The organism is Acidimicrobiia bacterium, from assembly GCA_018057765.1.
Classification (GTDB): Bacteria; Actinomycetota; Acidimicrobiia; order IMCC26256; family JAGPDB01; genus JAGPDB01.
The window spans coordinates 1-14,547 of the sequence record JAGPDB010000018.1 but is presented as its reverse complement, the minus strand read 5'-3'; the positions used below and the strand labels follow the sequence as shown (position 1 = coordinate 14,547).

General features: G+C 34.8%; 14 protein-coding genes. 1 reads left to right on the top strand and 13 read right to left on the bottom strand.

The genetic code is table 11. The annotated features are described in order from the left end of the window. Positions 1-23: 23 nt before the first annotated feature. From KBF89_06650 to KBF89_06630, 5 genes are read right to left on the bottom strand one after another with little or no spacing between them, the layout of a single operon-like run. The gene (locus KBF89_06650; protein ID MBP9116007.1) at positions 24-1,520 is read right to left on the bottom strand and encodes a histidine kinase N-terminal domain-containing protein; all 1,497 of its coding nucleotides are present in this window, start codon (positions 1,518-1,520) and stop codon (positions 24-26) included. An 18-nt stretch (positions 1,521-1,538) separates the two neighbouring features. Further along, complete coding sequence (locus tag KBF89_06645; GenBank protein ID MBP9116006.1) at positions 1,539-2,696, bottom strand: AAA family ATPase; 1,158 nt, start codon at positions 2,694-2,696, stop codon at positions 1,539-1,541. Continuing rightward, positions 2,693-3,586 carry an AAA family ATPase gene (locus KBF89_06640; protein MBP9116005.1) on the bottom strand — a complete coding sequence of 298 codons (894 nt, stop codon included), beginning with the start codon at positions 3,584-3,586 and terminating at the stop codon, positions 2,693-2,695. The genes KBF89_06645 and KBF89_06640 overlap by 4 nt, the downstream gene beginning before the upstream one ends. 23 nt (positions 3,587-3,609) lie before the next feature. Continuing rightward, positions 3,610-3,846, bottom strand: a complete 237-nt coding sequence (locus tag KBF89_06635) for a DUF3107 domain-containing protein (protein ID MBP9116004.1) — start codon at positions 3,844-3,846, stop codon at positions 3,610-3,612. 41 nt (positions 3,847-3,887) lie between these two features. After that, positions 3,888-4,775, bottom strand: coding sequence for an Mrp/NBP35 family ATP-binding protein (locus tag KBF89_06630; GenBank protein MBP9116003.1), 888 nt, complete (start codon positions 4,773-4,775; stop codon positions 3,888-3,890). A gap of 30 nt (positions 4,776-4,805) precedes the next feature. Here KBF89_06630 and KBF89_06625 point away from each other — a divergent pair, with 30 nt between their 5' ends. After that, entirely contained in the window at positions 4,806-5,909 is a 1,104-nt protein-coding gene (locus KBF89_06625) for an aminotransferase class V-fold PLP-dependent enzyme (protein ID MBP9116002.1), read from the top strand. A 132-nt stretch (positions 5,910-6,041) separates the two neighbouring features. Here KBF89_06625 and KBF89_06620 read toward each other — a convergent pair whose 3' ends face one another. The 8 genes from KBF89_06620 to ccsA all read right to left on the bottom strand — a co-directional run. Beyond that, entirely contained in the window at positions 6,042-8,324 is a 2,283-nt protein-coding gene (locus tag KBF89_06620) for an aconitate hydratase (GenBank protein ID MBP9116001.1), read from the bottom strand. 52 nt (positions 8,325-8,376) lie between these two features. Next, positions 8,377-9,264 (bottom strand): EamA family transporter, encoded by an 888-nt coding sequence (locus KBF89_06615; protein ID MBP9116000.1) that lies wholly within the window; start codon positions 9,262-9,264, stop codon positions 8,377-8,379. Positions 9,265-9,287: 23 nt separating this feature from the next. Beyond that, the gene (locus KBF89_06610) at positions 9,288-9,746 is read right to left on the bottom strand and encodes a peptidylprolyl isomerase (protein ID MBP9115999.1); all 459 of its coding nucleotides are present in this window, start codon (positions 9,744-9,746) and stop codon (positions 9,288-9,290) included. 104 nt (positions 9,747-9,850) lie between these two features. After that, positions 9,851-10,840 carry a cytochrome c-type biogenesis protein CcmH gene (locus KBF89_06605; protein ID MBP9115998.1) on the bottom strand — a complete coding sequence of 330 codons (990 nt, stop codon included), beginning with the start codon at positions 10,838-10,840 and terminating at the stop codon, positions 9,851-9,853. Positions 10,841-10,843: 3 nt separating this feature from the next. Continuing rightward, a complete protein-coding gene (locus KBF89_06600) occupies positions 10,844-11,401 on the bottom strand; it encodes a redoxin domain-containing protein (GenBank protein MBP9115997.1) in 558 nt (185 codons plus the stop codon). After that, positions 11,401-13,374, bottom strand: coding sequence for a heme lyase CcmF/NrfE family subunit (locus KBF89_06595; GenBank protein ID MBP9115996.1), 1,974 nt, complete (start codon positions 13,372-13,374; stop codon positions 11,401-11,403). Before KBF89_06595 ends, KBF89_06600 begins: the two co-directional genes overlap by 1 nt. 5 nt (positions 13,375-13,379) lie before the next feature. Further along, positions 13,380-13,784 carry a cytochrome c maturation protein CcmE gene (locus KBF89_06590; GenBank protein MBP9115995.1) on the bottom strand — a complete coding sequence of 135 codons (405 nt, stop codon included), beginning with the start codon at positions 13,782-13,784 and terminating at the stop codon, positions 13,380-13,382. A 101-nt stretch (positions 13,785-13,885) separates the two neighbouring features. Next, positions 13,886-14,547, bottom strand: a 662-nt coding sequence (gene ccsA, locus KBF89_06585; protein ID MBP9115994.1) for a cytochrome c biogenesis protein CcsA, incomplete at its 5' end; no start/stop codon positions are given.

The following is a 14,547-nucleotide window of genomic DNA, read 5'->3' as shown; positions in this document are numbered from 1 at the left end:
CCTAGCTTTTAAATATTTATACGCTATTCAGTATCCTGCGCACCTGAACGTTTTGCAGTTAGGGGTATCTTAATCCTTGAAATCGTACCACTAGTATTTCCATTATTCATAGTAATAGTTCCACATAATTCAGTAATAACCAATGCCTTCATAATCGCAGTACCTAAACCTGTAGATGATTCCAAATCAAAGTTTTCACTCAAACCTATACCATTATCAGCCACTATTATTGAAAGACCAGAATCATCTCTACTAAGAAGAATATCAACTTTTGCTCCTTCATGATTCTTTTTCATTTTATCAAAATCAAAAGCGTGGTCAACTGCGTTTTGCATTAATTCATTTAATATAATTGCCAATGGAGAAGCTATTTCACCTGGCAATATTCCAGCATCACCTTTAACATTAAATTCTATTTTTACATCCTCGGACGTTGTTGCTTCTTGAATTACATCAACTAGTGGAACAATAACCTCACTAAATTTAACGAAATCAGTAGCTTCTCTTGCCAATATCTCATGCACAATGGCAATTGAACGAATTCTTCTTTCGGATTCAGCTAAAGCTAATTTAGCTTCAGGTGTTTCAAGACGACGTGCCTGTAATCGCAATAGTGCTGCAATGGTCTGAAGATTATTTTTAACTCTGTGATGAACTTCTCGGATAGTGGCTTCTTTTGAGAGCAACAACCTGTCGCGACGACGGACCTCAGTAACATCGCGCATCATCATTAAAATACCGTCTGATCGCCCCATGTTTAATATTGGAAATATCCTAATCAAAACAGAAACATCATCTCGTTCTATCTCTTCAGTTACAGCATTGCTCGTTCGTGATGCCATCTGTATTGACGTTTCATCCCATCCAAGTTGATTTAATTTTGCACCAATAGCTGCTGTATGGATTCCTAGTCGATGTAAATTAGATATCGCATTTGGAGAAGCAAATTGAATTACAGAATCATTATTTATAACCAATACACCATCACCAATTCGAGGGGCATCATCAGGTTCAACCATTTCTGTACTATAAGGAAAAGTTCCATCACTTATCATATGTGCAAGACGTTCGAAAGCATTAATATATGCTCTTTCTAATGAAGAATTAACACGAACATAATTTTGAGAATACTCTCTACGAAGTACAGCTATTAGATCACCTTTATAAACTACAGGTATTACTTCTACTCTAATTTCTTGTCCCCTACCTATTGTCGTAGATGCACCTTCAACTATTTCACCTTTAGACCATGACTTTTCCAAGAGTGGTCTGTCATCTCTATGTAAGACAACTCCTGTTAAATCGCTTTGGTACAGAGTCGTTCCGGTAGTGGGCCTTATGTTTGAAGCTACGATGAATCTTCTTTGTGTTTCATCACCTTTGACAGGTACCGCTAAAATTAAGTCAGCAAATGAAAGATCCGCCAAAATATTCCATACACGGATCAGTTTTGTTATGTGCGAGATCTGTTCATCATTCAGATCTGTGTGTTGTCGAACAATCTCATTAAAAGATGCCATTAATATTTACCTATATTCCTAATCTTTATTTGCTGACATAGATTCTAAAACAAGATCTACTAAGTATGTGAGACGCATAGATAAATCAATTTCATATGATTTTGGAACTAAGAATACCTCTAGTTGGTCATCGTTTATAGAATTATCTGAATTTGTAAAACCAGTAGATCCCATATTTAATCTATTCTGGACTTCTTGAACTATCTCTAGTTCTTTTTCAAGGTATTCGCTCATGGCTTTATTTAATAATTCATTTTTTGACGATTCAATATAATCTTTTACTAGGGTTGCATCACTATCACTAAATGGAAGCATGTTTATCACCATGTTCGATATTTTCAATGAACGACTTGATAGCTTTGACAATACAATTTCGTAATCTTTTTCTATATATTGTAATGGGTTCATTATATATGTGCATCCGAGTGAATCAGATTTTAAAAACTCATTAATATCGTTCGCGCGTTGCACTAATGGACTGTATATTTTTTTGAAAAGATAGAAAAATTCACCGATATCATTTAAAAATGTTTCTCCCAAAACCTTATTTGCAATGGTAAAAAATGGTTTACTTGCTATATCAAATATTTTTGCTCTTTTTGACGTTTGGCTAAGACGATACGGAGATGTAACAAGTCCAATAATTTTACCACCGAAAAATTCTGAAATAATTTTTGGGGCATCAAAAAAATCTAGTGCTTGGCTCATTGGTGGAGTGTCAAGAATTATATAGTCATATTCACCTCTATAGTAATATTCATATAGTTGATCCATTGCTATAAAGTCATGACTGTGTGTAAAACGAGTTGTTAAATTCTGATACATAGTGTTTTGCAATATTTTTGTTGCATCTTCTTTAGAGTCAGCAAAGCGATTTATAAGTTCATCCCAACCTTTAGACATATCAACAGTTACACCGTACAACTCACCTTTTACATCGATCTTATTATCAAAAAATTTAGAATGATCAATTTTCTTTGGTTCATGACCTAGATTTTGCTCAGAGAGTACTGTACCCAATCTTTTTGCCGGATCTATTGTTATTACTAAAACTTTTGCGTTTTTCGAATGTGCAAGTGCAATAGCCATTGAACATGAAACTGTTGTTTTGCCAACTCCCCCTGTGCCAGTTGTAACCACAACACGATTCTGAGATAATGATTCAATTAATCTCATTCTGAATCAACTCTAAAATATTTAGAATTTTTTATAATATTCCGTAATGGATTTGCAAGATTATTTATATAAGGAAAAGACATATTCTCCTTCGTCTTCAACGAGAATAGAATTTTTCTGTTTTGGATATTCTCATTTATTATATATTTAATTTGCTTTGCTAGGACTTGTGGAATTGTTTCTTCATGTAGGTTCAAAATGTTTTCGTCAATTGGTTGAGCATCTTTATTAATCAAAACACCAATAACATCACTATGTGTTTCATCTTCAACTTTTTCAACTAACTCTTTAGTTTCACTAAGAACAACTTCATCACTAGAAGTTACTACAAGAACGCCACAAGAATTTTTATCTTCAAGGATTTCTCGCATCCACTTTGTTTGTTTCGAAACCAATCCAGTAGAAATAAAGTTCTGTAATGACCAAGGGGCATCTAAAAGCGATAATATATGTCCTGTTGAAGGTGAATCTACAATTATGTAGTCATATTCACTCTTATTTTCCAACATTTGTTTAAATTCAAAACATATTTTTCCAACTACTAAAATCTCTTTAACCCCTGGAGCACCATAGGCAACTATATCTATGAGTTTTGAAAGTGGACCAAATTTAGCCCAAGAAGGAATTTTTGCATATAGTTTCAAGTATTCGCTAAGTGCATCTAGTGTGTTAATTTGGCAAAGAAATATGTTGGAAAATATTTCTACAGGTTCATATCCTACGGGTGTATGTTCAAAATATTTTGCTAATGAACCCGTCGGTTCTGATTCTATAAGTAAAACTTTTTTATTTTTTAGCGATGATAAATTATGTGCAAGCATGGAACAGATAAATGATTTACCTACCCCGCCCTTACCTGTAACAAATATTAATTTCTGCTCAATATCCACAATTTAAAACCAATATCTAAATCCTAAGATCCGAATCCCATTTTTTTAGAAGACTCTTCTACATTTCTGATTTCTACAAATGCTATTTTAGCTGCAGGAATCCCTACTTGATTCTCTTTTTTAGAAGTTAACCATATTAACGGTTCTTCTGCATCGACAGCAGATTTAATAGTCGCCATAAGTTCTTTTGCTGTTATATCCATTTCCAATTCAACTTCATGTGGGTGTTGGATTATACCTATTTTTACTTCAATACTCATTAATTCATTCTCCTTAAATTTTTTTACTTTATAAATCTCGGTTATACCATTACATTGTTTTCAATAATTGATTTTGCAATGTTTTCTATAGCTTTTGCGGATTCACTATCTGGATCACTAATAACAATAGGAATCCCTTGATCTCCACCAATACGTAGTTGAGATTCAAGTGGAACTTCTCCCAAAAATGGAATACTTAACTTATCAGCAAGAAGTTTTCCTCCTCCTTGTCCAAAAATATGATATTTAACTCCATCGTCACCAGTAAAGTAGCTCATATTTTCGATAACGCCAATTAGATGTATATCAACAGTTTCCGCCATAAATGCTGCACGTTGTGCAACACTCTGCGCTGCCTTTTGTGGTGTTGTTACAACAATCATTTCACTCTTGGGTAGGAACTGCGCAATGGAGAGAGAAACATCACCAGTTCCCGGTGGCATATCAATTATCAGATAATCAAGTTCTCCCCATTCGACATCTGTTAAAAACTGTTCAAGTGCTTTATGTAGCATAGGACCTCGCCACATGACAGGTTGGTCTTCTCTAGCAAAATACCCCATTGAAATGAGCTTTACACCATGTTGTTCCGGTGGAATGATTTTCTCTCCAACAACTTCTGGTGGTGAATCTATACCCAACATTCTTGGCATCGAAAAGCCCCATACATCAGCGTCTAATGCTCCAACTTTTTTACCTGCAGCTGCTAAAGCTATAGCTAAATTTGTAGTTAATGATGATTTTCCTACACCACCTTTTCCAGATGCTACTGCTATGACTCTAGTTTTTGAGTTCTTGAAAGGGTTGGGACCTGATTGAGGTGCTTGACCTTTTTGTGGAGCTGCTTTTTGAGCGGTTTCACCTTTTTTAGTCAATTTAATCTCTTGTTCTTGTCCTGAAGTTACATTTTTATCTTGAGAGTTATCCATAACATCAATGTTAACTAAGATGGAAGCCTAATGACTTATCGCACGCACCTAGATTATGCTTCAAGTGCCCCTATTAGGGATAATGTACGAAAAAAAATGCTCGATGAGCTTGCTTCGAGGAATGATTTTTATGATCCAAGGAGACTTTATGATGATGCTATCAAGATTCGCTACGAAATTGAAGAATCACGCCAATATGTAGCTAATCATTTTGGATGTAGCCCATCAGAAGTAATTTTCACATCATCAAGTACTGAATCGCTTGCTAGTTTTGCTTATGGAATCAATTTTGAAAATTCGAAGAAAATACTTACATCTAAATTTGAATCAAAAATAATTTATGAAATAATAAAATGTGATGATGACCAAATAATTGATATTGAAAATATAGAAAATGAAATTGACGAAAATACAAAAGCAATATTTATTTCCTATGCTCATCCCGATACCGGTGATATTTTTGATCTAAAAGAAATAATTGATAATATCAAAACTAAATCAGAAGATTGTCTAATACATTTAGATGCTCGCAATGCTAGCGGTTATGTCAAAATTGATTTTTCTGAGCTTAATGTCGATGCAATGAGTATTGAATCATCAACATGGGGTGGTCCTATAGGAATTAGTGCATTAATATTGAAGCATGGTTTACATATTGAACCTCTTATAAAAGGAGCCACCCAGGAACGTGCCAGAAGAAGTGGTAACGAAAATACACTAGCAATTGCAGGGTTCGGCGAGTTATGCAAACTAAGTTACGAAGAATTAGAAAATGAAATCAATATTTTCCGAAAATACAAAGAGCAAATTATAAACATATTTAGAGAAAATTGTTGTGAGATGATTTCTAAAAATAAAAATTCGCTACCAAATATGGTTTCTGGAATGATTAAAGGTATTGCAGCAAGTGCTGTAGTTAGCGAATTTAATCGTCATCAGATTAATATTCATGCTGGTTCTGCTTGTGGATCTGAAGAATTTGAAATTTCACCAGCATTAATAAATTTAGGATTAAACGCAATTGAAGCAGAATCTGTTTTTCGCATTTCGTGGGGTTACGCAACAACGCCACAAGATATAGAAACTTTTGCCACTGCATTAAACGAGATAACTAAATCTTTTAATGTAAATTAATGTCGATTGAATTTCACTTCGAACATTTGCAGTTGCGATTTGAATAATTGGCGATTGACTTGAAATTATGATCTAGGTATGAACAAAACTTGACGTGAGAAGCAAGGAAGTGAAGTGTGTGCCTAGATCCCATTAAGAGTTAAGGGTATTCAATGCACTACCTGCCTTAAACCACTCTATATGTTCTTCACTCATGGTATGGTTGGTCATTATCTCGTCGCTAGTTCCATCGCTATGATTTAACATAACTTTTATTTGTTTACCAGGTTTTAACACAGCTAATCCGAAAACATCTATAGCATCATCAAAGCGAACAAGATTATAATCCTCTGGGTCTGAAAAAGTTAGTGGCAACATGCCCTGTTTCTTTAAGTTTGCTTCATGTATTCGAGCAAAAGATCGAACAAGTATCACTAAACCATTCATGTATCTAGGTTCCATTGCTGCATGTTCACGAGAAGAACCTTCACCGAAGTTTTGATCGCCAACTGCAACCCAAGCAATACCTGCCTCTTTATATTTCTTTGCTAATACGGGGAGTGTATTTTGTACTCCATCACGCACATCAATTCCCATACCGACTTCGCCAGGAGTAAAAGCATTATTAGCTCCTAAGAATAAGTTTCCTGAAATATTTTCTAAATGACCACGATATTTAAGCCATCTACCCGCCTCAGAAATATGATCTGTTGTACATTTTCCTTCAGCTTTCATTAAGACACGAAGACCTTTATAGTCTTTCTTATCCCATGCTTTGAACGGTTCTAGCAGCTGTATGCGGTCGCTATTAGGTGAAACAGTAATAGTTATTTTATTACCGTCTTCGTGAGGTGCAACATAACCGAAAGGATCATTTGGATCATTAACAAAACCACTAGTTGGAAGTTCATCACCAGTTGGCGGTTCTAGAATAAACTCTTCACCGTCTTTTCCAATCAATGATTCTTTTGTAAAATCTGAAGTCAGTTTGCCAAATAATGCATACCCAACTACCGTTTCTGGAGATCCTATAAAATTCAAAGTTGCAGCTGATCCATCATTTCTTTTAGGGAAATTACGGTTATATGAACTTACTATTGAGTTCGGCGTGCCTTCGATTATATCGTCACGTTTCCACTGACCAATACAGGGGCCGCATGCGTTTGCCAGAACTGTCGCGCCTATTGCTTCTAAATCAGCTAAAAGCCCATCGCGTTCTATTGTCGCTCTAACTTGTTCTGAACCGGGCGTAACCATTAAAGGTACTTTAACTTTTAACCCGTGTTTAGATGCTTGTCTTGCAACATTTGCGGCTCTACCGATATCTTCATATGATGAATTCGTGCACGAACCTACAAGTGTTGCAGAAATATCATTAGGATATCCTTCTAGTTCCACTGCCTTTGCTACCTCACTTATTGGTCGATCTAAATCTGGAGTAGATGGACCAACAAGGTGGGGTTCTAGTTCATCAAGATTAATTTCTATTACAGAATTAAAATAATTATTTGGATTTAAATGCACATCATTATCAGCGGTTAAATTGTGTTTATTTTCAAGTGCTATATTAGCAAGTTCAACACGTTCTGTTGCGCGTAAATATCTATCCATTGTTTGATCATATGGAAATACAGAACAAGTCGCCCCGATCTCTGCACCCATATTACAGATCGTCGCTTTTCCTGTAGCGGATATAGTTTCACAACCATCTCCAAAATATTCAATGATTGCTCCTGTGCCACCTTTAACAGTTAAAATTCCTGCAAGTTTCAATATGACATCTTTTGCGCTTGCCCATTTTGAAAGTTTGCCTGAAAGCTTAACGCCTATTAATTTTGGTACTTTTGTATTAAAAGGCCAATTTGCCATAACGTCAACAGCATCTGCTCCACCAACACCTATAGCTATGGTTCCAAGACCACCTGCATTCGGTGTATGGCTATCAGTTCCAATCATCATCATTCCTGGAAATGCATAGTTTTCTAATACAACTTGGTGGATAATTCCAGAACCCGGCTTCCAAAATCCAATCCCATATTTTTGACTAACGGTAGAAAGGAAATCATATACTTCTACATTTGAATCAATAGCTACACCTAAGTCTATTTTTGCTCCAACACGGGCTTGAATAAGATGGTCACAATGAATAGTAGTTGGAACTGCAACATTGGGTAAATTTGCAGTCATGAATTGTAGCAATGCCATTTGAGCTGTGGCATCTTGCATGGCAATACGGTCAGGTAAATAATCGACATAATCTTCACCACGATTCAAGCCAATAGTACTGACATCATTAGCGTGTGCAGCGAGTACTTTTTCTGCATAAGTTAAATTTTGACGTCCTAATCTATCTCGCATAATCTTTAATGCTTCATCATATTTTAAATATGTGTTATTTGCGAGCTCAATATTGGTCAATTTATAATTTGTAGTCATACATTAATTCTAACTATAAATTTGTGACTAAAACCTAATTTTTAGATGAAATTTATATATCTATAGTTTCGAGTACATATTTGTCTCTACCATGGTAAAAACTCACAAATCCAACCACAGATAGAGTTATAATTACACCAATAATCTGGTGAATATTAAGTGTTCGACCAAGAATGATATATGCAAATATTGCTGTAGAAACAGTGTGTATATTAGATACTAAAATACTCAATATGTATGAAGTATGCACTTGTGCGTAGTTATACAAGATATGTCCACCTGCACCAGTAATTGTCAAAATGGCAATTAATACTATTTCATGTGTGCCAATAAGAATATTTTTTGGAAAAAATGGATAAGTAAAACTTAATAATATTGCTACCCAAAGATACATGTACATTGCTGATTTCTTTACCGGAACTTTAACTTGAGTTTTCCTAACTAGATATGGTCCAGTCGAAGCAAGTGGTAAAATCATTAAAGCGAGTATTGCCCCTCGTGAAAAAGTGAAGTTATCTAAATTTTTTAACGAAATAAACAAAACACCTACAATACCAAACATTGCTAAAGTTAAGACTCTGGGAGTTATTTTTTCGTGAAAGAACCTTGAAAAAACAAGTATTGAGATCACTGACGAAAATGAAGCAATTGTTATTGCTATTGTTGGATTATCCTCTTGAAAAGCTATAAACAATGCCGCCCAGACTATTGACCTCTGAATACCAAGATAAAAAGTATTTAAAAATTCTTTAAATACGAATTTTTGTTTTTGTATCACCATAATGGTAAATAAGAATATTGCTCCAGTTACTCCGTGCACCCAAACAGTGAACTCACCCAAACTTAATTGAGCTATAATCGTGTCGGTTATGCCCCATCCAACGTTTGCGACACCAACAGTTGCAACTCCAGCAACAGTTGAAGGAGTTGCTTTATTCATATTGATAAAAAAAGTGTCGCATATTAAGCGCGTTCTTTTTCTTCAACGACAACTGACGTCATAGTATCGCCAACTTCTGTCTCTAGTGCAATTTCAATACCATTAGTAACATAACCAAAAAGACTGTAATCTTTTGTCAGTTTACGAGTACAGTCATCAATACAAATAAAGAATTGACTTCCATTTGTATTCGGGCCCGAGTTAGCCATCGCTAGAGCTCCTAGTGTGTACTCGCCAGTTACAGGTTCATCTTCAAATTTATATCCCGGCCCACCAGTTCCAGTACCAGATGGACAGCCACCTTGTATAACAAAACCAGGTACAACTCTATGAAAAGTTAAGGAGTCGTAATAACCTTCTCTTGCTAAATTAACGAAGTTGTTAACTGTCTTAGGAGCTAGCTTTGGATCTAAATCCATTTCTATTGTTCCACGGTTTGTTTTTATGGTTACACCATAAATCTTTGATTCATCTATATTCATTTCAGGTTTTTGCATATATAAATTCTATTAGAAATGTACACATAACATCGAATTGATTTATTGTTTATATAATTGCAACAAAGCACTTTATAAAGCTTGAAATACTAGTTTCGTATTTCATTGATTTGACTAGAAAATTCACCATTCGGGTCTAGTTGGAGCACTAAGTCAAAATTCTTATTCGATTTGTCGATATTTTCCTGTTTTTCAGCATCTGAAAGGACTGGGGATTCACGCAATATTAATCCTTGAAAGAATAATGCAGGTACATTATTATGGTCTGCATCAATCGCGCTTTGTGCTCTAGTTTTTGCGCTTTCATATTGCTGAGCTCTTAGTACTATATAACTCGCATAAGCGCGAGAAGCTGCATCTTTGGGATCTAGCGATGCAGCCATATCTAGATTCCTGAGTGAATCTAGATAGTTTTCGCGTGCAAATTGGAATAGCCCTAAAGCACGATATGTAAGCGCGTTAGGGTTTGTTCTCACATCATTTATCAACGTTTTTTCTAATTCTTCAGGTATTGTAGTTGTAGTTGTTAGTGTTTTTGTAGTATTTAATACTTTGTTATCGCTATTTGAAATATCTATTTTATATATAACACCCAATGTACAAATGGTCAAAATGATGAAAACCCATAAAATTAAGTGTGAATTTAATTTTAACTTGCTCCCAATATTTATCTGTTTTGATTTACGAGTATATACAAAAACCGCTAACAACAAAATCAATATGGCTGATACTGGAAATACATACACGGCCCAGTTTCCATCATTACTCGTTGGGTTCAATCGAATGAATTCGCCGTAGGTGCTCACGTAATAAGATACGATTTTTGAATCTGATTCACCTTTTTTAACTTTTTTTTCTACATCGTTTTTTATTGCACTTGAAAGTGTTGTATCTGAATCATATACTGATAAACCTTCGCATTCTAAACATCTCAATTGTTTGGTGATTGAATCAATTCTTGTTTTATCCGAACTTGAAGAATTAGTGTTTTTTATTGCTGAAAATAATATCGCAAAGAGTACTAGTAATATAGTTGCAGACCATAAAATAATTGTTTTTTTATCTTTAGTAATATTCATAACTTAGCTCGATGCTGATAACATTTCATTTAACGATTTCTGTGATGCACGCGCTAATAAAGTGGAACTGACTATACCATCCTTACCTATAGCAAAGGTCTCAGGTTGACCTGTCACTCCGAACGCTAAAGAAATTTCGCCGTCATCAAAAACAACATCTTGTGTGGGATTTTTTTCTGAAATCCATTTATTAATATTATCTTTTGAGTCTTGTCTCGCAATCGATATAAATATAAAATCAGGATTATCTTTATTTGCTGCAATAAAATCCTCCAATACTGGTTCCTCTTCTTTACAAGGGATACACCAAGTATTAAAAAAATTAACAAAAATAGTTTTACCTTTTAAAGCATCAATAGAATAAGTCTTTTTATCAATCATCGAAGTGAGTTGAATACTTGGAGCAGGCTTTCCAGCAATTTTTCCTCCTTGATATTGGGTTGGGGTTTTCAAATTACCAAACAAGAAGAAAATAATTCCGCCAAAAACTGACAAAAAAATAATAATTAAACCAATACGAATATTTTTTGTATTCTTTACCGTCACATCTATATTATCCATTATTTCAATACCTTTTGTTTTTTAATAATCTCAGCTTTTCGTTTAGTTGGCAATAAAGAAATACCAGCTCCTAATGCAATCAAAATACCAGATAGCCAAATATATAAGACCATAGGATTTTCTGTAATTTTTATTCTTACGCTTCTAGTATCATCTTCATCTTGCGGTGTTGAAAGTATAGTCAAATATGAATCACGTACTAAAGATGTATGGACACTTGGCGTTCCTACACTCATTGATCGAGCAGGATACTCTTTAACTTTAGGAGCATAAACTCCAAAATTCTCGCCGCTTCTGGAAATATTAATACCAACAGATGTAGATATTACATCAGCGTTAGCTATTACCTTTTCTGATACAAAAGTTAGTGAATAATTTCCAACTTTTTTAGGTACATTTTTTATTAAAGATACTTCATGGGAATACGTATGCGAACTTAAAACAATGCATAAACCTATAAGTGCAATACCAATGTGAGACACCATAGCACCGACCTTTTTCGGTCTTTCTAAGAGCAATCTTTTAAATCCACTTTGTTTACCAGCACGTATAAGTATTTGAATACAACCCACAACAACAAATGTGCTCATTCCTATCGCAAAACTAGTTAATAGGCTCTGATCAAGGATAATACTTATTGCCATAATTAATGCAGCAAAAAACACTGGCATTCTTAGTCTCTGGACAAGTTTCACATTTGTTTCACCAAAAGCCATCATTGGCGCAATACCCATTAATAGCAATATTGAAAGACCTAAAGGTATTACAAACTTTTCAAAATATGGTGTACCAATAGATATCTGTTCACCTCTGATTTCATCGGCGATTAAAGGATATGTAGTGCCTATTAAAACAACAAGTGTAAATATACAGAAAACTATATTATTTAATAGAAAAAGTGTATCTTTAAGACCTGCTCCTTTTAAAGGTTTTTCACTTTTAACATAGTCATATCTCCATATTAGAAGTGATACACCGCCGATTACTATGAGTGCAAAAAGCGATAGCAACCATGCCCCTATGTTGCTTTGTGAAAAAGCATGAACAGAATTAACAATTCCTGATCGTGTCAGAAATGTTCCAAGTATTGTTAATGCAAAAGTAGCTACTACAACTGTATAGTTCCAGCCTCTTAACATATTTCTTTTTGACTGCATAATAGTAGAATGCAGAAATGCCGTTGCTGTTAACCATGGCAATAGTGAAGCATTTTCTACTGGATCCCATGCCCAGTATCCTCCCCATCCGAGTACTTCATAGCTCCAAAAAGCACCAAGTAAAATACCGCATGTCAAGAATATCCAAGCAATGATCGACGTTCTTCTTACTCTTGCAGTATATAGTTTTGAAAAATCTTTACGAATTAATGAAGCAATTGCGTAAGCAAAAGGAACAACAAATCCTACATACCCAATATATAATAAAGGTGGGTGCATTGCCATTGCGAAATGTTCTTGAAGTAGTGGGTTTGGACCCAAGCCATTTTTATAATTGACACTCGTTTTTGCAAACGGTGATGATGATATAGAAATTAGTAGAGAGAAGAAAAATACCAAAGAAGCGATAATTAACTGCGCTAAAACTGAAGTGCCGTCGAGTGACAGATTCTTTTCTTTCTTTTTTCTAGTCGCCATTAAAGTAGCCACAGAAAATACACAAAGTATTAGAGCCCATAGCAGCAATGACCCTTCCAAGCCTGCCCAGACACCAGTAAAAGTGAATAGCTTAGACGTTGAATTAGCTGTGTGTTCATATACATATTGAATTGAATAATCTCTTTGGAATAATCCGACTTCTAATACTATGAATGCTGCCAAAATAGAAAATGCTGACAAATAATTTAATATTCTTGCATTCCTATTATAAAAATTCGAACGATTTTTTGAAATCAAACTTAGAAAAAATCCAATAACACTAAATAAAGAACAAATTACAGCACTTGCTAAAGTAAATGTTCCGATCAAGCTAACCATATCAATTATTGCTCCACTGCAGGTGGCTTATATTCATTACCATGTTTTATTAATATACGATCAGATTCAAATATTTTACCTTCGGACCCTTTTTTCCAACTACCTTCGCATACAACAGGTGCCGAATCTTTAAATAGTTGTGGCGGGTCTCCTCGATGTATGACTTTTACGTTTGTTCCACCATCAGTAACAATAAATTCAACGGTATTATTTTTTTTGCTAACACTACCAATTCGTACTGCGCCAGCTATCCTGAATCTATCTGTACCTTGCGCTTTCGATTTAGTGACTGCTTCTGTAACATCATAATAATAAATAACATTACCTTTAAGACCTAAAAATACTAATGCAGAAATAGAAAATAATAAAATAACTATAAGTGCAATAGTACGATTTCTTTTAGATTTCATGATTAACTATTTTTCTATTTTTTTTGGCTTTGAATAATAAAACCAGCAAGCTATAGTGATATAAGTTGATATCCAGCCTATAGAAACATATCCCCAGTTGCTCATTTCATTGCCTCTTCTTTTCTTAGCTTAATTGCATCATCAAGACCTTTGTCTAATATATCTTCATTCTGCAAATCTTTAATAAATTGTCTATCGAGCATATATATAAACAATAGTGTGAATGCTACAACACCCACTAGTAACGCTGCCGCCATCGAGCCTTCAATATTTGCTTGTTTTGCTTCACTAAAAACTGTACCCTCTTGGTGCAATGTACGCCACCAGCTAACAGAAAAATGAACAACGGGAACGTCGACAAATGCAAAAAGAGCAACATAAGCATTTCGTTTTCTAGATTTTTCGTCACGAGCCAATGTTCGAATTGCAACATATCCTATATATAAAAATAACAGTATTGTCGTTGAAGTTATCCTGGCATCCCATGCCCAAAAAACTCCCCAAATTGGTTTACCCCATAGAGCTCCAAGTATCAGTGTTAGTGAACAAAAAATTATACCCGCTTTTGCACTTGCCCCAGCTAGAATATCGTACACGTTAGAACGTGTTTTAGGTATCAAGTAAAGCACTGAACAAAGGGTGGTAACAGCAAAAGATACATAAGCTAGCCAAGCAACAGGTACATGTAGGTATAAGAGTCGTACGGCATCACCTTGAATCTCATCTTTTGGAGAATATATTAAAGATAAGTATGCGTGAGCAC